This window comes from Sulfurirhabdus autotrophica, from assembly GCF_004346685.1.
GTDB classification, from domain to species: domain Bacteria; phylum Pseudomonadota; class Gammaproteobacteria; order Burkholderiales; family SMCO01; genus Sulfurirhabdus; species Sulfurirhabdus autotrophica.
On sequence record NZ_SMCO01000023.1, the window covers coordinates 1 to 24,109 of the forward strand.

At 46.7% G+C, this 24,109-nt stretch carries 18 protein-coding genes and 1 pseudogene; 18 read left to right on the forward strand and 1 reads right to left on the reverse strand.

Annotated features, from left to right (window positions below; genetic code table 11):
- Positions 1-37: 37 nt before the first annotated feature.
- The 18 genes and pseudogenes from EDC63_RS15845 to EDC63_RS15930 all read left to right on the forward strand — a co-directional run.
- Complete coding sequence (locus EDC63_RS15845; protein WP_124946846.1) at positions 38-367, forward strand: PilN domain-containing protein; 330 nt, start codon at positions 38-40, stop codon at positions 365-367.
- Positions 364-987, forward strand: a complete 624-nt coding sequence (pilO, locus tag EDC63_RS15850; protein ID WP_124946845.1) for a type IV pilus inner membrane component PilO — start codon at positions 364-366, stop codon at positions 985-987. The genes EDC63_RS15845 and pilO overlap by 4 nt, the downstream gene beginning before the upstream one ends.
- Positions 984-1,499: a pilus assembly protein PilP gene (locus EDC63_RS15855; protein ID WP_124946844.1), complete on the forward strand. Its 516-nt coding sequence runs from the start codon at positions 984-986 to the stop codon at positions 1,497-1,499. Before pilO ends, EDC63_RS15855 begins: the two co-directional genes overlap by 4 nt.
- A complete protein-coding gene (gene pilQ, locus EDC63_RS15860; protein ID WP_124946843.1) occupies positions 1,496-3,619 on the forward strand; it encodes a type IV pilus secretin PilQ in 2,124 nt (707 codons plus the stop codon). Before EDC63_RS15855 ends, pilQ begins: the two co-directional genes overlap by 4 nt.
- A 64-nt stretch (positions 3,620-3,683) precedes the next feature.
- Positions 3,684-4,196 carry a shikimate kinase AroK gene (aroK, locus tag EDC63_RS15865; protein WP_124946842.1) on the forward strand — a complete coding sequence of 171 codons (513 nt, stop codon included), beginning with the start codon at positions 3,684-3,686 and terminating at the stop codon, positions 4,194-4,196.
- A gap of 55 nt (positions 4,197-4,251) precedes the next feature.
- Complete coding sequence (aroB, locus tag EDC63_RS15870) at positions 4,252-5,340, forward strand: 3-dehydroquinate synthase (RefSeq protein WP_124946841.1); 1,089 nt, start codon at positions 4,252-4,254, stop codon at positions 5,338-5,340.
- A complete protein-coding gene (locus EDC63_RS15875) occupies positions 5,333-6,454 on the forward strand; it encodes a deoxyguanosinetriphosphate triphosphohydrolase (RefSeq protein WP_124946840.1) in 1,122 nt (373 codons plus the stop codon). Before aroB ends, EDC63_RS15875 begins: the two co-directional genes overlap by 8 nt.
- Positions 6,455-6,498: 44 nt before the next feature.
- Complete coding sequence (locus EDC63_RS15880; RefSeq protein WP_124946839.1) at positions 6,499-7,281, forward strand: hypothetical protein; 783 nt, start codon at positions 6,499-6,501, stop codon at positions 7,279-7,281.
- Between the two features lie 73 nt (positions 7,282-7,354).
- Complete coding sequence (gltB, locus tag EDC63_RS15885; RefSeq protein ID WP_124946838.1) at positions 7,355-11,806, forward strand: glutamate synthase large subunit; 4,452 nt, start codon at positions 7,355-7,357, stop codon at positions 11,804-11,806.
- 32 nt (positions 11,807-11,838) lie between these two features.
- Positions 11,839-13,245 carry an FAD-dependent oxidoreductase gene (locus EDC63_RS15890; protein WP_124946837.1) on the forward strand — a complete coding sequence of 469 codons (1,407 nt, stop codon included), beginning with the start codon at positions 11,839-11,841 and terminating at the stop codon, positions 13,243-13,245.
- A gap of 69 nt (positions 13,246-13,314) precedes the next feature.
- Positions 13,315-14,382 (forward strand): uroporphyrinogen decarboxylase, encoded by a 1,068-nt coding sequence (hemE, locus tag EDC63_RS15895; RefSeq protein ID WP_124946836.1) that lies wholly within the window; start codon positions 13,315-13,317, stop codon positions 14,380-14,382.
- A gap of 298 nt (positions 14,383-14,680) precedes the next feature.
- Positions 14,681-16,879 (forward strand): primosomal protein N', encoded by a 2,199-nt coding sequence (locus EDC63_RS15900; RefSeq protein ID WP_132920957.1) that lies wholly within the window; start codon positions 14,681-14,683, stop codon positions 16,877-16,879.
- Between the two features lie 57 nt (positions 16,880-16,936).
- Complete coding sequence (gene argS, locus EDC63_RS15905; protein ID WP_124946835.1) at positions 16,937-18,679, forward strand: arginine--tRNA ligase; 1,743 nt, start codon at positions 16,937-16,939, stop codon at positions 18,677-18,679.
- A gap of 9 nt (positions 18,680-18,688) precedes the next feature.
- The gene (locus tag EDC63_RS15910) at positions 18,689-19,324 is read left to right on the forward strand and encodes an SPOR domain-containing protein (RefSeq protein WP_124946834.1); all 636 of its coding nucleotides are present in this window, start codon (positions 18,689-18,691) and stop codon (positions 19,322-19,324) included.
- 43 nt (positions 19,325-19,367) lie between these two features.
- Positions 19,368-20,015: a thiol:disulfide interchange protein DsbA/DsbL gene (locus tag EDC63_RS15915; RefSeq protein ID WP_124946833.1), complete on the forward strand. Its 648-nt coding sequence runs from the start codon at positions 19,368-19,370 to the stop codon at positions 20,013-20,015.
- A complete protein-coding gene (locus EDC63_RS15920; protein WP_124946832.1) occupies positions 20,015-20,788 on the forward strand; it encodes an SDR family oxidoreductase in 774 nt (257 codons plus the stop codon). The genes EDC63_RS15915 and EDC63_RS15920 overlap by 1 nt, the downstream gene beginning before the upstream one ends.
- Positions 20,789-20,806: 18 nt before the next feature.
- Complete coding sequence (locus EDC63_RS15925; RefSeq protein ID WP_124946831.1) at positions 20,807-21,457, forward strand: response regulator transcription factor; 651 nt, start codon at positions 20,807-20,809, stop codon at positions 21,455-21,457.
- A gap of 242 nt (positions 21,458-21,699) precedes the next feature.
- Positions 21,700-23,334: pseudogene (locus tag EDC63_RS15930) on the forward strand (acetolactate synthase large subunit); the annotation flags it as partial.
- A gap of 10 nt (positions 23,335-23,344) precedes the next feature.
- Here the strand turns inward: EDC63_RS15930 and EDC63_RS15935 are convergent.
- Positions 23,345-24,109, reverse strand: coding sequence for a ParA family protein (locus EDC63_RS15935; protein ID WP_124946829.1), 765 nt, complete (start codon positions 24,107-24,109; stop codon positions 23,345-23,347).

Below are 24,109 nucleotides of genomic sequence, written 5' to 3' on the forward strand. Positions count from 1 at the left end.
CTGCTCCAGTGTTTGATTTCTTGCGTCTTCTTTATCCATGCGTTTAAGACAACGGCGAATCAAAAAGTTCAAACTTTATCGTGCCGGATCTATAGTTCGCCAGTTACCAGAAGGCATCTACCTTAAAGCCATTAAACAAACAGGCGATATGGTTAATTTGCAAGGCTATGCGCAATCCAATGCTCGCGTATCAACCCTTATGCGCAATCTGGATGCTTCACCGTGGCTGGAATTGCCAGTACTCATCGAAATCAAAGTCGCAACAGTAAATAATGTGAGAACTAATGAATTTTCGCTTAACGTCAAACTGACGGCCCCGAAACAGACGGATGGTGCTGACCCCAAGGCCAAGGATAAAAAAGCATGACTTTGGATGACATAAACAACCTAGATTTTAAGGACATAGGCAACTGGCCGATACTACCCAAAGTAGTTCTACTGGGATTGCTATTCACAGGTATTTTGGTTGCCGGTTACTGGTTTGACTGGAGTGATCAGAATGTTGAACTTGAAACTGCGCAACAAAAAGAGTCAACGTTGCGAGAAGCGTTCATTACCAAGAAAAAACTCGCCATCAACCTGGACACCTATAAGCAGCAGCTAAAAGATATTGAGGTCTCCTTTGGTGCACTTTTACGACAATTACCCAACAAATCGGAAATGCCTGCTTTGATCACAGACATAAACCAAGCCGGATTAGGGCGCGGTTTGGAATTTGAGTTGTTCAAACCAGCACCACAAGAAACAAAAACAGAGTTTTATGCAGAGTTACCCGTCACTATCCGTGTAACAGGTAGTTATCATGATATTGGTGCCTTTACCAGTGATGTTTCACAGCTTTCACGTATTGTTACCTTAAATAATCTGGCTATTAACCCTGGTAAAAACAATACGCTTTCTATGGATGTTACTGCTAGCACCTTCCGTTACCTAGATGAAGACGAAATTGCCTCAAATAAAAAAGCAAATAAGGGGGGCAAAAAATGAAGCGGATTGCTCCAATATTGTTAATTATCGGATTAGCTTCCTGTAGTTCTGATCAGAATGAAGATCTGAAGCAATTTGTTAATGATTCGGGAAAAGATTTACGTGGCAAAGTGGAACCATTACCCGAGATCAAACCCTACGAACCCTTCACATACGATGCCTTTGCGTTGCAAGATCCATTTAAGCCCCGCAAGTTGCTTCCGTCTAAGGGAGGGGGCGGACTTCAACCTGATTTAAATCGTCCGAAAGGTCCGTTAGAAGGCTATCCACTTGAAAATCTCAACATGGTGGGCATGCTGCAAAAAGACAAACATACTTATGCCATCATCAAAACGCCAGACAATACCCTTTATAGGGTGATGATGGGTAACTACATTGGACAGAACTTTGGTTTAATCACCAAAGTCACTGAATCAGAAGTCAGTATTAAAGAAATTGTTCAGGATAGCACAGGCGACTGGACCGAACGCGAAAGCAGTCTCCAACTACAGGAACAGGAGCAGAAGAAATGAAGGTAACAACTCCAGCAAAATTAATTGGCATTACTTTGCCGTTTATCATGACGCTTGGTTTGGCAGCAATGACACCCGTTTCAGTTTATGCGGCTGAATCTGCGGGCGTTGAACAGTCAATTGAAAATAGCATTCAAAATATTGATTACTCTGTCCAGGCTGGCGGGAAAATTGTTTTAAAAATTTCCCTGAAAAATCCCATTCAATCCATTCCTGCTGGTTTTGCAATTAATAACCCGCCAAGGATTGCGCTGGACTTTATTAACACGACAAACTCCGTTGGCAAAAACACTGTTAATGTTGACGAAGGCGTTTTACGCAACCTGAACATCGTTCAGGCTGGAAAAAGAACCCGGCTGGTCATGAACCTCGCTAAACCAGCCAGTTATGATACCCGTATTGATAATGGCGCCCTCCTGGTTACGCTTCAAGGAAGTGAAGTTGCCAGCGCAACCAGCAATATCACCACTCAATTTGCCCAAGGAAAAGCCGGCCCACAGAAACACAGCATCCGTGACATTGATTTCCGGAGAGGCAAAGCCGGTGAAGGCAGAGTCGTGGTGGATCTCTCTGATACTACAACAGGAATTGATATCCATAAGCAAGGTAAAACCTTGGTGGTAGATCTTGTAAGCACTTCGCTTCCAACCAATCTTGAGCGCAGACTTGACGTTATTGATTTTGGTACACCTGTTCAATCTGTAGATGCATTCAATCGTGGTGAAAACGTTAGAATCGTGATTGAGCCAAAAGGCCAATGGGAACATTCTGCTTATCAAGCAGATCGTCAGTTCATCATTGAGGTTAAACCCGTTGTTGAGGATCCAACAAAGCTGGCTCAAGGATCAAAATCCAAATACAGTGGCGAAAAACTCTCCCTTAATTTCCAAAATGTTGAAATTCGATCAGTACTGCAAGTCATAGCAGACTTTACCGGCCTCAATATTATTACCAGTGATACCGTATCCGGCAATCTAACTTTGCGCTTGAAAGATGTTCCTTGGGATCAGGCTCTGGATATTATTTTGCAAAGTAAAGGGCTTTCCATGCGTAAAAATGGAAATGTGATCCTTATTGCACCAAGTGAAGAACTGGCCACTAAAGAAAAGTTAGACTTGGAAGCACGCCAGCAGATTTCTGAGCTTGAAGCCACTCAAACTGAAAGTTATCAGCTGAAATACCAAAAAGGCGCTGCAATGAAAGCCCTTCTTTCGGATGAAAAACAAAAACTGTTATCTAAACGGGGTAGTGTTGTGGTGGATGAACGCACTAATACCCTTTTCATACAGGATACTGCCAGCAAGCTGGATGAAATTCGTAAGCTAATTAATCAAATTGATGTACCAGTTCGACAAGTCATGATTGAGTCAAGAATTGTTGAAGCAACGGATAGCTTTACCAAAGAATTAGGTGCTCGATTAGGCGTCCAGAATAAGGGATCAATTAATACAACATCCACTGGCTTTTCTGGCAATTTATCCAACTCTGCCTCTCTGGCAGCTGGGGCTGTAGCTAGTGGTGGTGGAAACCTTAATGTAAGCCTCCCTGTCACGGGGGCTGCGGGAAGTTTTGCACTTACCCTTCTTGACCGTGGAGCCAGCAGCATAATTAATCTAGAAATTTCTGCATTACAGTCAGATGGTCGAGGTAAAATCATTTCCAGCCCGAGGGTTATCACCGCCGATCAGACTGAAGCTACCATTGAATCAGGTACTGAAATTCCTTATCAGCAAGCTTCCAGCAGTGGCGCCACAACCGTTGCTTTCAAAAAAGCAGTTCTGAGTTTGAAAGTAAAGCCGCAAATTACTCCTGATGATAACGTTCTCATGGAACTACAAGTCAACAAGGATACGCCAGATTACGACCATATCACAGCTGGCGTTCCCCCACTGTTGACAAAACAGATAAATACTCAAGTACTAGTTGAAAATGGTGGTACGGTTGTGATTGGGGGTATTTATACCCAAAATCAGACTGAATCACTCACCAAAGTCCCTTTGTTAGGTGATATCCCGGTTTTAGGGTATTTATTTAAAACCAAGCGAAATCAAGATGACAAGGCTGAGTTATTGATTTTTATCACGCCCAAAATCTTGAAGGACACCCTCAATATTCGTTAAGTAACTTTGCTGCCGCGTTAAAACTAACGCGGCAGTTTCTTTTTATTCGCTGTAAAATCCTCCAATGACAAGTAACATCTTTCTCGTCGGGCTAATGGGTGCTGGCAAGACTACCGTTGGTAAGCTGCTTGCGAAACATCTCAACAAAACCTTTTTTGATTCCGATCAGGAAATTGAGCGCCGTACTGGCGTCAACATACCGCTGATTTTTGAAATTGAAGGGGAACCTGGATTCAGATCACGCGAATCGGGTGTCATTGCCGATCTCGCCAACATGGATAATATTGTTCTGGCTACCGGCGGAGGCGCCATACTCAACGCGCAAAACCGTGAAGTGCTGAGTCAACGTGGCACAGTAATTTATTTACGTGCAACAGTGGATGATTTATGGCAGCGCACCCGTCACGATAAAAATCGACCGCTACTTCAAACCCAGGACCCCCAAGAAAAACTCAAAGAACTTTTTGCTCTGCGTGATCCCTTATATCGTGAAATAGCGGACATCATCATCGATACCAGCAAGCAAAGTGTTCAAAACCTTGTGCATCAATTAGAAGAAAAACTCGCGCAACTTTGAGATTGAAACGTGTAATGGTAATGTATCGCCTGACCGTTCAGAAACAGCGAAGATTATGCAAACCCTCACAGTTAATTTAAATGAACGCAGCTATCCTATTCTTATCGGGGAAAATCTGCTGCATCAACCCGGGCTGATATTGCCACATCTGGCACAGAAGCAAGTCGCCATCATCACCAATACAACTGTTGCCCCCCTATATCTTGATACGTTAATAGCAGGACTTGCCCTGAATGACGTTAAAGTCATTCCGATTATTTTGCCTGATGGCGAAGCTTACAAAAATTCTGAAACCCTGAATCTCATTTTTGATGCGCTGCTTTCTAATCGATGTGAGCGCAAAACCACCCTAATTGCACTAGGTGGAGGGGTCATTGGCGATTTAACCGGATTTGCTGCTGCGACTTATCTGCGTGGTGTGCCATTCATCCAGATTCCGACAACATTACTCGCACAGGTCGACTCTTCTGTAGGTGGCAAAACAGGCATCAATCATCCATTAGGCAAAAACATGATTGGCGCATTTTATCAACCTAAATTGGTGCTTGCAGACATCTCCACACTCAGTACCTTGCCAGATCGCGAATTATCTGCAGGTTTAGCCGAGGTCATCAAATATGGATTGATTCGGGACTTGCCATTTTTTGAGTGGCTAGAACAGAACATGGAAAAACTCATGGCCCGCGATACCGTAGCACTGAGTTATGCGATCAAGCGCTCCTGCGAAAGCAAAGCGGAAGTGGTTGCTGCAGACGAACATGAGTCTGGCCAGCGCGCACTGCTTAACCTCGGTCATACATTCGGCCATGCAATTGAATCCGGTATGGGCTATGGCAATTGGCTTCATGGGGAAGCCGTTGCGGCAGGCACCATGATGGCGGCTGATGTCTCCAGACGCATGGGTTGGCTGGATGACAAGGCAGTCACACGCATTCGGTCACTTTTCGTAAAAGCTGGTTTGCCTGTTGATGCACCTGATTTAGGGGCCAATAAATATCTGGACTTGATGGGACTGGATAAAAAAGTGGAGGGGGGACGTATTCGCTTTATTTTACTGAAGCGCCTTGGTGAGGCGCTGATTACCGCTGACATTCCAGAACAAACCCTTAGAGCCACCCTTTCAGAGACAGTTGCTCGTGTCTGAACTTGCAGCGTACGCGGTCTCAGATCGCAGTTCCCGCGGACGCACTGTTAACGAGCCGACACCGGCAGGACGCTCGGAATTTGAACGTGACCGCGATCGCATTATCCACTCAACTGCTTTCAGAAGGCTGGAGTATAAAACCCAGGTTTTCGTCAATCATGAGGGAGATCTGTTTCGTACTCGATTAACCCATAGCCTGGAAGTCGCGCAAATTGGTCGAGCCCTTGCGCGAAATCTGAACCTGAACGAAGAGCTGGTTGAAGCCATCACTCTGGCACATGATCTCGGTCACACTCCTTTTGGCCATGCCGGTCAGGATGCCTTGAATGCCTGCATGAAAGAATATGGTGGCTTCGAGCATAACCTGCAATCACTACGAGTAGTCGATGTTCTGGAAGAGCGATATGCGGAATTCGATGGATTAAATCTCTGCTTTGAAACACGCGAAGGTATTTTAAAACATTGCTCTCTCCCCCACGCCAAGCTTCTGGGCGAAGTGGGTGAACGTTTCCTGAATAACCTGCGCCCATCGCTGGAAGCGCAAGTGGCCAATTTGGCAGATGAAGTTGCTTATAACAATCATGATGTGGATGATGGATTACGCTCCGGACTAATCACATTAGACCAATTATGTGAGATAACAGTTTTTGGTCGCCATATGAATCTCGTTAAATCGCTTTACCCAAACCTGGCTGAACGCAGGCTGATCCATGAAACCGTTCGCAGAATGATTGGCACGCTGGTTTCCGATTTAATTGCCCAAAGTAAAACCAATATTGCCGAAATCACTCCCACCAGCCTGGATGATATCCATATGGCGCCCATGTTAATTGGGTTCAGCCCTGACATCCAACAAGAGCAACAAGAACTCAAACAATTTTTACGTATCCATCTTTACCAGCATTACCGTGTGACGCGCACGACTGTCAAAGCAAAACGTATTCTCAATGAATTATTTCATGCATTCCTTGAGACACCACGCTTGCTTCCCCCACAGTATCAGCTCAAGGCCAAACTGGATAAACCCCGTACCATTGCTGACTATATTGCCGGAATGACGGACCGTTACGCCATTCTTGAACACCGCCGCTTATTTGCGGTCGAAGAAAACTAGATTGATTGAACGATTTATCAATCCAACCCTGGAAAACTGATAGCATGAATTCCGAAGAGATATTGAATGATATCGCCGGCAAGCTGCATCAAGAACAATCTGTCATCCTTCTGACAGGTGACTCATCCAGTAACGCAAGCGTACTTCTAAACAAATTAGACGCTTTGCTGAAGCATACTCATCTCGTTTTAATTCTCGGTAGCGGTCAGAACCAGAATTGTTATCAAATCCTTGCAGCGCAACTTCAATTAGACATTTCTCAATGCTCCCACCCGGAAATCGTTGCCAAGGTAGAAAAACAATTATTGTTGGGGGAGCAAAATAAAATTGTTCTCTTGTGTCACGATGCAGAATCATACGACTCACTTACCTTTGACTGTCTCAGTAGACTGAACAATCTCAATGCATCAGCTTCCAAGGAATTTTCCCTGGTATTAAGTGGTAATAAGCGGCTTCTTAAAAAACTGAAAAACCGCAACCTCCGCTCCTTACAACAGCATATTTCAGCCCAGTTTAATATATCGGAATCCCAAAAAGCCAGCCCTTCCCATTTCAGCCAATGGCGTATAGCTTTAATTGTTCCCGTATTGATCATTATCTATTTTTGGCCTCCCTTCTCTTCCAATCAAAGTAAGCTGATCTCTGTTCAAACAGAAAAACGACAAGAAATTACTTTGTCCTCTCTGCAAAAAATACCTAGCCTTAAAATCAGTGAAATTGTATTGCCTCACCCCAGCGAAAGCACTCCAGCACTTGCGAACCTGGAGCATATATTTGAATCAGAAGAAGAAGCCCTTGCTGCTATCAAGGCTGATAAGCTCAAATAACACTCCCCCATTGCTGGATTTTCCTCAAACAGGTAAAATCTAATACTTTTCACTTGATTTTTAGGCTTTGGTAATGGACAGACAGCGTTGGTTGGACGGCACCCTTTACCGTCCAGACTTTGAACAGGATAGCTGCGGTTTTGGTCTGATGGCACAAATGGACGACAAACCGAGTCATTGGCTTGTACAGACGGCAATCAGCTCTTTGGCTTGCCTGACTCACCGTGGTGCAGTTGCCGCAGATGGTAAATCTGGCGATGGATGTGGCTTGTTGTTTAAAAAACCCGATAGTTTTCTGCGCACAGTTGCTGCTGAAAACGGGTTTAAACTGAATGATCGCTATGCAGCCGCTCTCGTGTTCCTGAGTCAGGATAAAGCAACCGCGCAACATGCTCGGACCTGCCTGGATCAAGAGTTGACCGCGCAAGGTTTGCAAGTCGCCGGCTTCCGCAAAGTACCTACGGACTCATCCGCCTGCGGTGAGTACGCACTAGCCAACATGCCAGTCATCGAACAGATTTTCGCCAACTGCCCTGATGAAATTGATGCCGATGCCTTTGAGCGGAAACTGTACATTGCTCGCCGAGGTGCAGAAAAGACGTTAAGTCCAAACGACACAGCCTTTTACATACCCACGTTATCAGCACGTGTTGTTTCGTATAAGGGCTTGGTTATGCCCGACAACCTGGCTGTATTTTATCCCGACCTGAGAGATGAGCGCTTCGCCTCTTCTCTCGCGGTATATCATCAGCGCTTTTCCACCAACACATGGCCTGAGTGGAAGTTGGCGCAGCCTTTCCGCTATCTCGCCCACAATGGTGAAATCAACACGCTGAAAGGCAATCGCAACTGGTCCCGTGCCCGCGAACAAAAATTTGAATCCAGGCATATTCCGGATATGAATGCGGTACGTCCGATCGTTTCCATGACGGGATCCGACTCCTACAGCATGGACAACATGCTGGAAGGATTGCTCATGGGTGGCGTGAATTTATTCCGCGCCCTGCGACTGATGATCCCGCCTGCCTGGCAAAATGTAAGCAGCATGGACCCAGATCTTCGTGCATTCTATGAATATAATTCCATGCACATGGAACCATGGGATGGCCCTGCGGGTATCGTACTGACTGATGGTCGCTATGGTGCATGTATGCTGGATCGCAATGGATTAAGGCCAGCGCGTTATGTTGTTACCAAAGATCGCCATTTCACGATTGCCTCAGAGATTGGTGTCTGGAACTATGCGCCTGAAGACGTTGTACAAAAAGGCCGTGTCAAACCCGGCCAGATGATCGCTGTCGACATGGAAAACGGGAAATTGCTCCTGCCGGAAGACATTGATGCACAGTTAAAATCAGCGCACCCCTATCGTGACTGGCTAAAAAACAACTCTCGCCATCTGGAATTGGGTATGGCAGAAGATGCAAACATTCCAGCAATGGATGCCGCAACACTGCTTACTTATCAGAAACTTTTCCAGGTGACGTTTGAAGAACGCGACCAGGTTGTACGCGTGCTTGCAGAAGATGGCCAGGAAGCAACCGGCTCAATGGGTGACGATACGCCGATGGCCGTTCTGTCACAAAAAGTTCGTTCGCCATTTGACTATCTTCGCCAGCAATTTGCACAGGTGACCAATCCACCGATCGACCCGATTCGCGAAGCCATTGTCATGTCCTTAAATACATGTTTTGGTCCAGAACGCAATCTGTTCGAAGAGTCTCCTGAGCATGCACAGCGCCTGGAAATCAAATCCCCGGTTTTAAGCCACGATAAATTTAACTGGCTTACCGCTACAGAGAAAAGCGGATACACGTGTACCACCCTTGAGCTTAACTATGATCCAGCCAAATCGGATCTGGAAAAGGCCTTGCATACACTTGCAGAAAATGCGGTGCAGGCGGTGCGCAACGGTAGCGTGATTTTAACCTTGTCAGATCGCGGCATTAAGCCAGGCAATCTGTTAATTCACGCACTTTTTGCGACTGGATGCGTTCACCACGCATTAATCAAAGCCGGCCTGCGCTGCGATTGTAATATAGTCGTAGAAACGGGTACTACACGTGATCCTCACCAGGTAGCCTGCCTGTTAGGTTATGGCGCAACAGCCGTTTATCCTTATCTTGTCTATCAGGTCATTCAGGAACTGGTTCAGCAAGGTGAAATCAAAGTAAAACTGGAAGATGCCTTATGCAACTATCGCAAAGGTATCAACAAAGGATTACTGAAAGTTTTGTCAAAAATGGGCATCTCCACTATCGCCAGTTATCGTGGTGCTCAATTATTCGAAGCAGTCGGTATTCACGAAAATGTCGTTGAGCTGTGCCTGACAGGTACAGTAAGCCGTATTTCCGGTGCCTCTTTTGTGGACTTTGAAGAAGACCAGCAAAAACTGGCGAAAATTGCATTTAACCCTATGCGTTCCATAGGCCAGGGTGGATTGTTAAAGTTCATTTTTGGTGAAGAATTTCACGCCTACAACCCGGATGTGGTGGTCCAGCTTCAAAAAGCGGTACAAAATAGCGATTACAAGGAATATCAAGCTTACGCACATTTGGTAAACAGCCGTCCAGTAGCCATGTTGCGCGACCTCATGCACCTGAAAGAAGATGCGGTTGCTATTCCACTGGATGAAGTTGAGCCTATCGAAAAGATTCTAAAACGCTTTGACTCTGCCGGTATGAGTCTTGGCGCGCTTTCCCCTGAAGCCCATGAATCTCTGGCAGAAGCAATGAACCGCTTGGGTGGACGCTCCAATTCAGGTGAAGGTGGCGAAGATCCGAAACGCTACGGCACCGTCAAGATGTCCAAAATCAAGCAGGTTGCTTCCGGCCGTTTTGGTGTGACACCTCATTATCTGGTTAATGCAGAAGTTCTACAGATTAAAGTCGCCCAAGGTGCAAAACCTGGCGAAGGTGGTCAATTACCCGGACACAAAGTGTCTGAAATGATCGCTACGCTGCGTTGCTCCAAACCCGGAATCAGCCTGATTTCACCTCCGCCACATCACGATATCTATTCCATCGAAGATCTGGCACAGTTGATATATGACTTAAAACAGGTGAACCCCCATGCGCTGGTTTCAGTCAAGCTGGTTGCAGAACCTGGTGTAGGTACCATTGCTGCAGGTGTTGCCAAAGCTTATGCCGATCTGATCACCATTTCTGGTTATGATGGTGGAACAGGCGCTTCCCCTCTTACGTCAGTCAAATATGCAGGTACGCCTTGGGAATTAGGCCTTACTGAGGCTCAGCAGGTTTTACGTGCCAACGGCCTGCGCGGCCGCGTTCGTGTTCAAACAGATGGAGGCTTGAAAACCGGCCTGGATGTGATTAAGGCAGCAATTCTGGGAGCAGAAAGTTTTGGTTTCGGCACAGCACCCATGATTGCGCTGGGATGCAAATACTTACGTATCTGCCACCTGAACAATTGCGCTACCGGTATTGCTACACAAGATGCCAAGTTACGCAGCAAGCACTATATCGGCCTGCCTGAGATGGTGATGAATTATTTCACCTTTATTGCTCAGGAAACACGCGAACTCATGGCCCAGCTAGGCGTGCGCTCCATGGAAGAACTGATTGGTCGCATGGATTTGCTTGAACTGCTGGCCGGGGATACGCACCGCCAACAAAACCTGAATCTTGGCGTACTGCTGAGTCAAGGCACTATCCCTGATAGCGAACCACGTTTCTGCGTTGAAGCTTCTAACCCTTCTTTTGATAAAGGCGAGCTGGCAGAAAAAATGGTCGTGGATGCGATTGAGTCGATAAAACAGAAGACACCTCTGGAACTGACCTATTCAGTACATAACACCAACCGCTCCATTGGTGCCAGACTCTCCGGAGAGATTGCCCGGCACCACGGTGCAGAAGGTCTTCCCGATAATTGTCTGACCATTCGCCTGTCTGGCTCTGCGGGCCAAAGCTTTGGCGTCTGGAATGCCAAAGGCCTGCAACTTGTTCTGGAAGGTGATGCGAATGATTACGTCGGTAAAGGGATGGCAGGCGGGAAACTCGTCATCTATCCACCGCGTAATGCTGGTTACAAATCCCACGAGGCCGTTATTATAGGCAATACTTGTCTGTATGGCGCAACTGGTGGCACTTTGTATGCTGCAGGTGTTGCAGGTGAACGCTTTGCTGTTCGCAACTCGGGTGCGCTTTCCGTAGTAGAAGGCGTAGGCGACCATGGGTGTGAATACATGACTGGCGGCTGTATAATTGTTCTGGGCGAAACCGGATTGAACTTTGGCGCGGGAATGACCGGTGGTTTTGCCATCGTTTATGATGAGCATGATCAGTTTGTGAATCGTTACAACAACGAGCTCATTGATATGCACCGAATCAGTAACGAATCCACGGGACAATATCGTCATTTTCTGCGTGAAAATATTGAGCACTATGTGACCAATACGGGAAGCGCACGTGGTCAGGAATTACTTGATAACTTCAGTGATGTTATTGGTAAATTCTGGCTGGTAAAACCGAAGGCAACAAAACTGGATAGCCTTCTAAAAGACTAATGTTGCCCTATCCCAAGCGAATGGAAGCTTAAATGTCAGACGTTTTTCAATTTATTAATATCGAGCGCCGTGATGGTAATAAAGTCCCGGCTGAAACTCGCAAGCATGAATTCAAAGAAATTTATGCGCCAATGGATGCTGCCCAGGCGGGCGAACAATCCGGGCGTTGCCTGGAATGCGGAAACCCCTATTGCGAATGGAAATGTCCAGTTCATAACTATATTCCCAACTGGTTAAAACTGGTTGAAGAAGGCAAACTGCTGGAAGCTGCAGAAATGTCCCATAAGACCAATTCACTGCCAGAAGTATGCGGCCGTGTTTGCCCTCAGGACAGACTCTGTGAAGGTGCTTGCACGCTCAACACCGGATTTGGCGCAGTGACCATTGGTTCGGTTGAAAAATACATTTCGGAAGAAGCCTTCAAACACGGCTGGCGTCCGGACATGAGCCAGGTTATTCCCAGCGGCAAGCGTGTAGCCATTATCGGCGCTGGCCCTGCAGGATTAGGTTGTGCCGATATTCTGGTGCGTAACGGTGTGACCCCCACCGTTTTTGATCGTTACGAAGAAATCGGCGGGTTACTCACTTTCGGCATCCCTGAATTCAAGATGGAAAAATCCGTCATGACTCGCCGCCAGGAAATTTTTGAAGGCATGGGCGTGCAGTTCAAACTGAATACTGAAGTGGGTAAAGACATCACTTTGGAACAATTGCTGAACGATTACGATGCGGTGTTCATGGGTATGGGAACCTATACCTATATGAAAGGCGGATTTCCAGGTGAAGACCTGCCTGGTGTACTGGAAGCGCTTCCGTTTCTGATATCAAACGTTCGCAACAATCTTGATCTGACCAAAGCAGACACGCCTTTTATTTCCATGGCCGGCAAGCGCGTAGTGGTGCTGGGTGGTGGTGATACGGCTATGGACTGTAACCGCACATCCATCCGCCAGGAAGCCGCAACAGTCACCTGCGCGTACCGCCGTGATGAAGAAAATATGCCCGGTTCCAAACGTGAAGTTGCCAACGCAAAAGAAGAAGGCGTGCAATTCCTCTGGAACCGCCAGCCAGTTGAAATAATCGGCAATGGCAAAGTTGAGGGCGTCAAACTGGTAACCACCCAACTGGGCGAACCAGATGCACGCGGCCGACGCACCCCGGAAGTCATTCCAGGCAGCGAGGAAATTATTCCTGCGGACAACGTAATCGTTGCTTTTGGGTTCCGCCCCAGCCCACAACCCTGGTTCGCTGACTACAACATCAATATCGACACAGGCGGCAGAGTAATCGCCAAGGGAAACAAACATGCTTTTCAGACCAGCAACCCTAAGGTTTTTGCTGGTGGGGACATGGTACGCGGCTCTGATCTTGTGGTAACAGCTGTTTATGAAGGCAGACAAGCTGCAGAAGGCATTTTGGGATACTTGGGCGTTTGGTAATTTACCGTGGAGGCGTAGGGCAATGAATAATCTCAACTCTATCCTCTGCGCATCTACGGTTTGGATTTAATGACTACACTAAAAAACGACACATTCATTCGCGCCTTGTTGCGCCAGCCCACTGAATACACACCAGTTTGGCTCATGCGTCAGGCTGGCCGTTACTTGCCGGAGTATAATCAAACCCGGGCTCGCGCGGGAGACTTCCTTTCATTATGTAAAAATCCAGACCTAGCGACAGAAGTCACTTTACAGCCTCTGGCACGCTTTCCACTGGATGCAGCCATTCTGTTTTCGGACATTCTGACCATTCCGGACGCCATGGGACTGGGGCTATACTTTTCGCAAGGTGAAGGCCCAAAATTTGAACGTCCACTCCGTGAAGAATGGGAAATACGCGGCTTGACCGTACCGGACCCAGACGTCCATCTGCGTTACGTCATGGATGCTGTATCCCAAATCCGTAAAGCGCTGGATAATTCCGTCCCCCTTATCGGCTTTTCCGGCAGTCCGTTTACCTTGGCCTGTTATATGATCGAAGGCAGCTCCAGCAGTGATTTTGCTACGGTCAAGGCAATGCTGTATCAAAGACCGGAACTTTTGCACCACATTCTCGACATTAATGCCAAAACCGTTATCGCGTATCTCAACGCACAAATAGAGAGCGGCGCCCAGGCCATCATGATTTTTGACACTTGGGGTGGCGCATTGTCCCATGCTGCGTACCATGAGTTTTCTTTGCACTACATCCAACAAATAATCAGCGGACTGAAACGAGAGCATAACGGTGTAAAAATCCCTAATATCGTCTTCACTAAAGGCGGCGGAAACTGGCTGGAAAGTATTGCTGCCACAGGTTGCGATGCAGTAGGCCTGGATTGGGCTATTGATATCGGGACTGCTCGCAAACGTATTGGTGATAAAGTTGCCCTGCAAGGTAACCTTGATCCTTCCGTATTGTTTGCCACACTGGATACCATCCGCAATGAAGTTGGCGCAGTATTAAAAAGTTTTGGCCATGGCAATGGCCATGTGTTTAATCTGGGTCATGGCATATCTCAATTTACTTCGCCTGAAAACGTTGTCGCAATGGTAGATGCTGTTCACCAGTTAAGTAAGCAATATCATACTAAATAATCAGGTTATTCATGTGGTTGGATAAATTAGAATTACCTTATGCACACCCTGACATTTACGGGCCGTATAAAAATTGACATTTTCCGGAAGACTGAAGCACTGATAACTCTATGAATAGTAAATAATAATTTATTAATATTACTTTAAACTATTTAAAATGCCTTTCTGATCAACAGATTTGACAGAACAATCCACAAAGTTATCCACAGGGTTGTTGTATAGCGCCTCACGAATTTTACTATTCTGCTAACATCACAGAACCGAAACCTATCCCTATAACCTTCGAAAAAAACCAGTGATGAATGTAGTACAGGTAGCGTTAGATATTCCCTTGAACCGCCTGTTTGACTACTTGGGCGATGGGATTACACAGGATGATATCGGCACACGGGTACTGGTCCCTTTCGGAAACCGAAGGTTGGTCGGTATTGTTATTGCAGTAAACACCGAAACAAACTTCGCTATAGAACGACTTAAATCCGTTTTACACATTTACAGAGATATTCCCCCCCTATCAGCTGAAAGTCTCAACTTGCTACAGTTTTGTAGCGACTACTATTGCCACCCATTCGGGGAAGTCATTATGAATGCGCTTCCCACCCGCATGCGTCGAACATTACCCATCCCGGTTAAGAAATATTCCAGATTTTGTATCACGCAAGCAGGACTGCAAGTAAATCTGTCATCACTACCGAGCAGGGCTATTGTCAAACGGCGGGTTTTACAAACATTACAGGAAAACAATGCGCTCGATCAGGGAGAAGTAACAACGCTCTCCCCTACTGCTCTAAAAACAATGCGCGAATTTGTCGTGCACGGCTGGGCAAGCGAACTAGAGAGCACCGGCGTATTCACCCCACCCAAAACTTCTGTAACTACATCCAGCCGCCCATTGCTCAATGAGGATCAGCAATTGGCTGTCACGGCAATCAGTGAGCCCGCACTGCAAACCTTTCAGGTCATTTTGTTAAATGGAATTACTGGCAGCGGTAAAACAGAAGTTTATCTGCACGCGATTGAAAACATCATCCACCATGGAAGACAAGCACTGGTTCTGGTTCCGGAGATTAATCTGACACCACAATTGGAGTCTGTATTCCGCGCCCGCTTTTCAGATATTTGTCTGGTCAGTTTGCACAGCGGACTGAACGAAACAGAACGATTACAAAATTGGCTATTAGCACAAAAAGGCGAGGCAAAAATCATATTGGGCACCCGCCTGGCTATATTCACACCACTGCCAGCGCTCAAAATAATTATTGTCGATGAGGAACACGACTCTTCTTTCAAACAGCAGGAAGGATTACGCTATTCTGCCAGAGACGTTGCCGTGATCAGAGCGAAACAAAACAACATACCCATTGTTTTAGGCTCAGCCACTCCTTCTTTGGAAAGCTTTTATAATGCCAAAACGGGTCGCTATCAATTATTAACGCTTTCCACGCGCGCTTCAATGAATGCGGTTTTACCTGAAATAAGATGTATCGATACGCGCCGGCAAAAACTACAAGAGGGGATCTCCGACCCGCTGATCCAGGCCATCCGAAACAGGTTGGCACGAAAAGAACAAAGCCTGATTTTTTTAAACCGCAGGGGCTACTCTCCAGCAATTTATTGTCCAGAATGCGCTTGGCACTCAGCATGTAACCGATGCTCAAGCACACTGGTATTACATCTGGCTGAACGCAAGCTGCGATGCCATCATTGTGGTCATGAAGAAAAAACGCCGCTCGCCTGCCCCACTTGCGGCAACCCGGATTTAAAGCCGCTCGGACAAGGTACACAAAGGGTGGAAACCGCATTAGCAGCGCAATTTCCAGACGCGCGCGTTTTGCGCATCGATCGCGACAGTACCCGCCGCAAACATGCCTGGAAGGAAATGTTGCAACAAGTCCGAGATGAAGAAGTGGATATTTTGGTTGGCACCCAGATGTTGGCAAAGGGCCATGACTTTCCAAAACTGACCCTGGTCGGCGCGCTCAATGTAGACAGTGCACTATACAGTGCTGATTTTCGTGCTTCTGAGCGGCTTTTTGCCCAACTCATTCAGGTTGCGGGCCGCGCAGGCCGCGCCGCCATTCCCGGTGAAGTGTTAATTCAAACACAATTTCCCGACCACCCCTTGTTTGAAGGATTACGCAAGCACGACTACACAGCCTTTGCTCATACGCTACTAACAGAACGGGAACAGGCAGGGTTTCCTCCTTTTATGTTTCAGGCACTGTTAAGGGCCGAGGCTCCGCAACTTGAAACGGCCCTTAACTTTCTTGCGCAAGCAGCCCATCTCGCTGCAGACTTACCCCACCCAGTCACTGTCTATGACCCCGTTCCTGCGCCAATGGCGCGCCTCGCCGGAAAAGAACGCGCACATTTGCTGGTTCAATCACAGTCGCGCGGCGCCATGCAATCTTTCCTGAAATTATGGAATGAAGCCATTCCAAAAGTGGCCAAAGGTAAAGTTCGATGGTCACTAGATGTGGATCCACTGGAGTTTTGATGGCATCAAAGCCATGACTGCGACTATAATATGCCATTACTTCAATAAGCTGTAAAAATGAACACGACCCCATATCCAGACTTAAAAGAACATCTTATCCAGTTACTGACCGATGCGTTAAGCATTGTGGCGCCTGAATCCCCGGCTACCATTGATTTGGAGCGTCCCAAACAATCTCAGCATGGTGACTATGCATGTAATCTTGCTATGCAACTGGCCAAACCATTACGCCGTAATCCGCGTGATATAGCAGCAGCGTTGATGGAATCGCTACCCTCTTCACCTTACATCGCAAAAACTGAAATTGCCGGCGCTGGATTTATTAATTTCTTTTTCCATCCTTCAGTCAAACAGCAAATCGTTAAACGTGTTTTCCAGGAAGGCGCGCATTTTGGCAGAGGTAAACTGGGACAAGGCAAAAAGGTTCAAGTGGAGTTTGTTTCCGCTAACCCCACCGGTCCATTACATGTGGGGCATGGGCGGGGAGCTGCATTAGGAGCAAGTCTATCCAATGTACTCGATGCAGCGGGTTATGCTGTGTCTCGAGAATATTATGTTAATGATGCCGGTCGCCAGATGGATATTCTGGCCATATCAACCTGGCTCCGCTATCTGGAGTTAGATGGAATCAATGTGCCATTCCCGCCAAACGCTTACCAGGGGGAATACGTACGTAGCATGGCCCAGCAGATTTTTAATGCACATGCTTCCCGTTATGTCCATCAACCCTGGACCGTCCTGGAAGGCGTCCCTAATGTGGAGTCAGAGCCAGACGCACATTTAGATGGTCTGATTGCCAACGCAAAGCGTTTACTTGGCCAGGATTATGGTTACATACATGACCTGGTATTAACCGAACAACTGGGAGATTGCCGCAATGATCTTCTGGAATTCGGCGTTACCTTTGATTCCTGGTTTTCCGAACAATCTCTTTTTGACAATGGCATGGTTGAACGAACAATCAATCTGCTGGAGAAAAATGGCCATCTCTACACACAAGATGGTGCTAAATGGTTCCGTTCCAGCAAATTCGGCGATGAAAAAGACCGTGTGGTATTGCGCGAAAATGGCATCTATACCTATTTTGCCTCGGATATTGCCTACCATCTTAATAAACTTGAACGCGGCTTTGACCGCATCATCGACGTGTGGGGCGCTGACCACCACGGTTATATCGCCCGCGTAAATGGTGCCTTGCAAGCACTGGATCTGGATAAGGAAAAGCTCACCGTCGTATTGGTTCAATTCGCAGTTCTATACCGGGAAGGCATGAAAGTTTCCATGTCTACCCGTAGCGGCGAGTTCGTCACGCTGCGAGAATTGCGCCATGAAGTTGGCAACGATGCAGCACGATTCTTTTATGTACAGCGCAAAAGTGACCAGCATCTGGATTTTGATCTGGATTTGGCCAAATCAGAGAGCAACGAAAACCCGGTTTACTATATCCAATATGCCCACGCCCGCATTTGTAGTGTGCTGGAACAATGGGGCGGCGATACCTCTGCACTGGGAGATGCCGACACCAGTTTACTCAACGGCTCCCATGAACTGGCTTTGCTGCAACGCATAAGCGAATACCCGGAAACGCTGGAAGCAGCTGCCAGGGAACTCTCGCCCCATATCATTGCCTATTACCTGAAAGATCTGGCGGGAGATTTCCATAGTTATTACAATGCCGAACAATTTCTGGTTTCAGATGAACGTATCCGCTTTGCCCGGTTGGCCCTGATCATGGCAGCTCGACAAGTATTATTTAATGCACTCACGCTATTAGGCGTCAGCAGCCCAGAAAAAATGTAAGAGAACTTAATGAGTCGAGATTATAAAAAACCCGCTGCCCGTTCAACTAACAGTAAGAAAGGCGGCAAATCCATGGTCACCGGCATTTTAATCGGCCTGTTTGTCGGTTTGGCTATTGCGCTGGCCGTTGCCATCTTTATCAACAGCATGCCCAGTCCTTTCGTTAAGCAAAACAAACCGGCTACGATCCCCGCACCGCTTCCTGAAGAAGCACCAAAGCATGATTCCGGTAATGCAGCAAAACCTGCAGACAATAAGGACACCAAGACGGCCGACAAACCACGTTTTGATTTTTACACCATTCTTCCAGGAAAAGAAGAAGCCGTCACAGAACAGCAAATCAAACAGGCCGCACAGCAACCCAATGCAGCTGAAAACCAGAAAGACAGCTATTACCTGCAAATTGGCTCTTTCCAGAACGAGGCTGATGCCGATAACCTCAAAGCCAAACTAGCCTTGTTAGGTGTAGAAACATCGATCCAAACCGCGACCATCCCGGATAAGGGTATATGGCATCGCGTTCGTGTAGGGCCCTATTCGACCCTGCCAGAATTGAACCGCGCACGCGCCACGCTTACACAGAATGGATTGCAGTCAAGCCTGATTAAAGTACATGACACGCAAGCCAATTCAACCCGCAATTAGCACTTAAAATACCCCTATTGAGACACCAAAAAGGAGATATATAATGCACTTGATCAAAAAACTGGCTATCTTTTCAATTACGCTGTTTATCGGACTTCAGGGCCTGTTAGTACAAGCCGCCCCTACCCAGGGTAAAGAATACACCTTGGTCAATCCCCCGCAAGCAACAGAAACAGGTAAAAACATCGAAGTACTGGAAATTTTCTGGTATGGCTGCCCTCACTGCTTTGATCTGGAACCATCCCTGAGCACCTGGGTAAAAAAATTGCCCAGTGATGTTACCTTTCGCCGGATGCCTGCAATTTTCCGTGATGACTGGGCACTTTCAGCTAAAACATTTTATGCCATGGATGCGCTAGGAGTTGTAGACAAACTTAATGCCGACGTTTTCAATGCCATCCACGTTGATGGAGTTGATCTAAAAAATGAAAACACGCTGTTTGACTGGATGAGCAAGCATGGCGTGGACCGCAAAAAATTTGCTGACGCCTACAGTTCTTTTTCAGTTCAAAGTAAAGTATTACGAGCCAAGCAACTTACCCGTGAATATGGCATCAGTGGTGTTCCTGCCATCATTGTGGATGGAAAATACATGACTGCCCCCTCCATGACCGGTGGTCACCAAGGGTTATTCCCGGTTATAGACAGCTTAATTGCCCGCGCCCGCACAGAACACGCTGGCAAAAAATAGTGCCTGAACCGCTAAAGGTATTTATTACAGGGGCTTCAAGCGGACTCGGCAAGGCTATCGCATTACGTTACGCAAACCAGGGGGCAATATTAGGCCTGGTTTCGCGTAACAATAATAAACTAAACCAACTGGCTTCAGAAATAAAAACCAAGTCCATCTGTTACCCGGTGGATGTACGAAACTTTAGTGCCATGCAAACTGCTTCTCAAGATTTTATGGCGCGATATGGCGTACCGGATATTGTGATAGCCTGTGCCGGAGCAAGTTGCGGGAATTTGACAGAACATGCTGAAGATATCGCCGTTTTCCAAAGCTTGCTGGATATCAACGTGAATGGCATGGTAAAAACTTTCCAGCCTTTTGTACGAGCAATGAGAGAAGCAAAGCGGGGATCCATAGTAGGTATTGCATCAGTTGCAGGGTTTCGGGGGCTCCCCGGAGCCAGCGCCTACTCCGCTTCAAAGGCAGCAGTCATATCGTATATGGAAAGTTTACGCGTAGAAATGCATAACAGTGGTGTTCACGTCATGACAATTTGCCCTGGCTATATTAAAACCCCCATGACAGCGATTAACCCGTATCCCATGCCTTTTATCCTCTCTGCAGAACAAGCAGCAGATAAAATAATTCGTGCCATACATCGCAAACAACATTTTATTACCATACCTTGGCAAATGGCTATTACTGGCTTTTTCTTAAAACATATGCCAAATTGGGTATATGATATTCTTTTTGCGAAAGCCCCGCATAAACCACGAAACCTTCACATTTAACAATCAGGTAGGAATGATATGACAATTGAAGTTATTCTCGTCGACGACCATCCTATGTTCCGTAAAGGGCTTATGCATTTATTGGTAGACAGCCCGGCCGTAAAAGTCATCGGTGAGTTTCCTGATATCACAACCACACGAGAATGGATCGCTCAAGGCGGCAAAGCAGATGTTGCGCTTCTTGACCGTACACTGCGGGAAGAAGATGGGCTGGATCTTGTCCCCCTCTTAAAACAACACAATATTAAAATTATCATGCTAACCATTGCGGATGCGGATTATGAAATTCGCGATGCAATCGAAGCTGGGGTTGATGGTTATTTGCTTAAAACCAGCGAACCTGAGCAAATTCTGCAAGTCATTACCGGTGTCCACCAGGGTAGCAGTATGTTCCCTAGCCATGTAATGCAAAAAATGGCTAAAGGCGAATTGCTTCACGGTATTTTTGACAAACTATCTCAAAGAGAACTGGAAATTGTTACCTATGTAGCACGTGGCTTAAGTAACCGGGCTATCGGCGACTCACTTGGCCTTTCAGAAAACACGGTGCGAAACCATCTGCGCAGTATTTTAGAAAAACTGAACCTAGCCAACCGGGTGCAAGTAGCAACACTCGCATTGGAGCATGGTATTGTTAAACGTAAAGGAACCTCGAATCAGGAGGTTTAGACTATAAACAATAGTAAAAATGTACCATTATTTATTTTTAATGTGCTAGAATTCAGTTGCAAGTGTGATGCTTGTTTCTGTTCAATATTTGCCCCGGGTTTCCGGGGCTTTTTTTTGCCTGAAATAAACAACCTTCTTTTCCAGACAGCTCGAATGGTACTATCATAGAACTGTCCTCTTGCAACTGCGCGAGAAAATCCTAACAAATGCTTTAATTTACGCCTGCCGCCAAAAAGGACCAAGCCATGAAAGCTGCCGAACTTTTTATAAAATGCCTGGAAAATGAGGGAGTAAAGTTCATTTATGGTATTCCAGGGGAAGAAAACCTGGATATCATGGACGCACTGCTCAGTTCATCCATCCGCTTTATCACTACCCGGCACGAACAAGGCGCTGCATTCATGGCGGATGTAGAAGGTCGATTGACCGGCAAAGCCGGCGTCTGTTTATCCACACTGGGCCCTGGTGCGACCAATCTTGTCACAGGCGTCGCCGACGCAAACATGGATCACGCACCGTTAGTAGCCATATCGGGACAGGCTCCAACCAATAGACTGCACAAGGAGTCGCACCAGGTACTGGATCTGGTTAACCTTTTCCAGCCTATTACCAAATACGCCTCTCAAATTCTTAACCCAGAAATTATTCCAGAAGTGATTCGTAAAGCGTTTAAAGTCGCTGAAAGTGAAAAGCCGGGCGCATCGTTTATCGAGTTCCCCGAAAACCTTGCCGCCATTGATATCGAGGGCACCCCTTTGCTTGCACAATCGGCGAGCATGTCATATCCCCCTCAATATAAACTGGAACAAGCCGCACAAATAATCAGTGATGCAAAATATCCCATGATTCTGGCGGGAAATGGCTTGATACGGACCAATGCTTGTGAAGCACTGATAAATTGTGCAGAAAAACTGAACATTCCTGTTGCCACAACCTTTATGGCCAAAGGAGCCATTCCCAACTCCCACCCGCTTTCATTAGGAACCGTTGGACTACAGGCCCACGATTATATCTCCTGCGGATTTGAACGTGCCGATGTGATCATTTGCATTGGTTATGATTTAGTGGAATATCCACCTAACTTGTGGCACAAAACAAACGACAGAAAAATCATCCATATAGATACCCGGCCGGCAGAAGTTGACTCTCACTATATTGTCGCAACGGGGGTAATCGGTGACTTTAGGATTACACTGGAATCCCTGTCAAAACTAGCAAGCCCCCGCTTCGAACGCTCCTATGAAAATTTGCGTAAAGCGATTCTTCAGGAACTACATGCGAATGATGACGACAATGGCTTTCCGGTTAAACCCCAACGTATCATTGCCGATCTCCGCAAAGCCCTTGATCCTGAAGACATCGTTATCTGCGACGTAGGTGCACATAAAATGTGGATGGCCCGCATGTTCCCCTGCGAAAAACCCAACACCTGCATCATTTCAAACGGCTTCGCCAGCATGGGCATTGCCGTACCCGGCGCTGTCGCTGCGAAGCTCTGTTTTCCCGATCGAAAGGTTGTTGCAGTCACAGGCGATGCCGGTTTTTTGATGAACTCTCAGGAAATTGAGACCGCTTTAAGAGCCCATGCTCCCCACGTCATTCTCATTTGGAGCGATTCAAGCTACGGCTTGATAGAATGGAAACAGCACATCTATTTCGGGAGAGAATCACACGTAAAATTTAACAATCCGGATTTTGTAAAATACGCTGAAGCCTTCGGAGCTAAAGGGTATCGCATAAATTCAGCAGATGAACTTTTACCAACGTTACAGAAAGCACTCAACGACAACACTGTCAGTATTATTGATTGCCCAGTTGATTATCGAGAAAATATGAAATTAACCGCTCGTCTGGGAGAAATGATATGCCCGATTTAGGACTGCGATCTTATTCAAAAAATCCTTTTGTCAGTAATTCCATAGTCAGCGCACCGTAATCCTGGCTACCCTGACTATTAGGTGCATAGCTGAAAATATCCTGTCCACGGGCTGGGCTTTCGGCCAGCGACACATTTTCAGCTATGCGCGTATCACACAAATTTTGACCGTAACGCTCTTTTAACTGATCATAAACTTCATGTGCCAACTTTCGGCGCGAATCAAATCGTGTCACGACAACACTTCTTTCGATTTTACGCTTTAATGGCCCTTCCAGCACATTCAGCGCAGCTTCAAGCCTATGGACACCCTGCATAGACAAATAATCGGCTGAAACAGGAATTAAGACCCTGTCAGCAGCAAATAGCGCATTCAACGACAATACCCCCAGCGTCGGGCAACAATCGATCAGTACGGGAGCATCTTCCCAGGCTAGCTTAACTTCCAGTCCTTTTTTTAATTTACCCGCTACGCTTGTGCTTTTACCCAGCAATGCATCCACCTTGGACAAATCTGGGTGAGAGGGAATCAATCGCAAGCCTGATGGTAAATAACGAATTAACGCATCTAACGCCTTTTCATCCCGGTAAAACGCTGAAATACTTTCTGAAGAAGCCACAACACTATAGCCGCAACCAATTGAGAGATGCGCCTGAGGATCTAAATCTATCGCCAGTGGATTTCTTCCCAGCATCGCCAAAGAGGCCGAGATATTCAGGCAGGTTGTCGTTTTACCTACCCCGCCCTTCTGATTGAATACTGCAATTACCGCCAT

Bases quoted from the DNA above. Each gene is read 5' to 3' on its own strand.
- EDC63_RS15845 (WP_124946846.1), top strand. From the start codon at position 38: ATGCGTTTAAGACAACGGCGAATCAAAAAGTTCAAACTTTATCGTGCC.
- pilO (WP_124946845.1), top strand. From the start codon at position 364: ATGACTTTGGATGACATAAACAACCTAGATTTTAAGGACATAGGCAAC.
- EDC63_RS15855 (WP_124946844.1), top strand. From the start codon at position 984: ATGAAGCGGATTGCTCCAATATTGTTAATTATCGGATTAGCTTCCTGT.
- pilQ (WP_124946843.1), top strand. From the start codon at position 1,496: ATGAAGGTAACAACTCCAGCAAAATTAATTGGCATTACTTTGCCGTTT.
- aroK (WP_124946842.1), top strand. From the start codon at position 3,684: ATGACAAGTAACATCTTTCTCGTCGGGCTAATGGGTGCTGGCAAGACT.
- aroB (WP_124946841.1), top strand. From the start codon at position 4,252: ATGCAAACCCTCACAGTTAATTTAAATGAACGCAGCTATCCTATTCTT.
- EDC63_RS15880 (WP_124946839.1), top strand. From the start codon at position 6,499: ATGAATTCCGAAGAGATATTGAATGATATCGCCGGCAAGCTGCATCAA.
- gltB (WP_124946838.1), top strand. From the start codon at position 7,355: ATGGACAGACAGCGTTGGTTGGACGGCACCCTTTACCGTCCAGACTTT.
- EDC63_RS15890 (WP_124946837.1), top strand. From the start codon at position 11,839: ATGTCAGACGTTTTTCAATTTATTAATATCGAGCGCCGTGATGGTAAT.
- hemE (WP_124946836.1), top strand. From the start codon at position 13,315: ATGACTACACTAAAAAACGACACATTCATTCGCGCCTTGTTGCGCCAG.
- EDC63_RS15900 (WP_132920957.1), top strand. From the start codon at position 14,681: ATGAATGTAGTACAGGTAGCGTTAGATATTCCCTTGAACCGCCTGTTT.
- argS (WP_124946835.1), top strand. From the start codon at position 16,937: ATGAACACGACCCCATATCCAGACTTAAAAGAACATCTTATCCAGTTA.
- EDC63_RS15910 (WP_124946834.1), top strand. From the start codon at position 18,689: ATGAGTCGAGATTATAAAAAACCCGCTGCCCGTTCAACTAACAGTAAG.
- EDC63_RS15915 (WP_124946833.1), top strand. From the start codon at position 19,368: ATGCACTTGATCAAAAAACTGGCTATCTTTTCAATTACGCTGTTTATC.
- EDC63_RS15925 (WP_124946831.1), top strand. From the start codon at position 20,807: ATGACAATTGAAGTTATTCTCGTCGACGACCATCCTATGTTCCGTAAA.
- EDC63_RS15935 (WP_124946829.1), bottom strand. From the start codon at position 24,109: ATGGCGGTAATTGCAGTATTCAATCAGAAGGGCGGGGTAGGTAAAACG.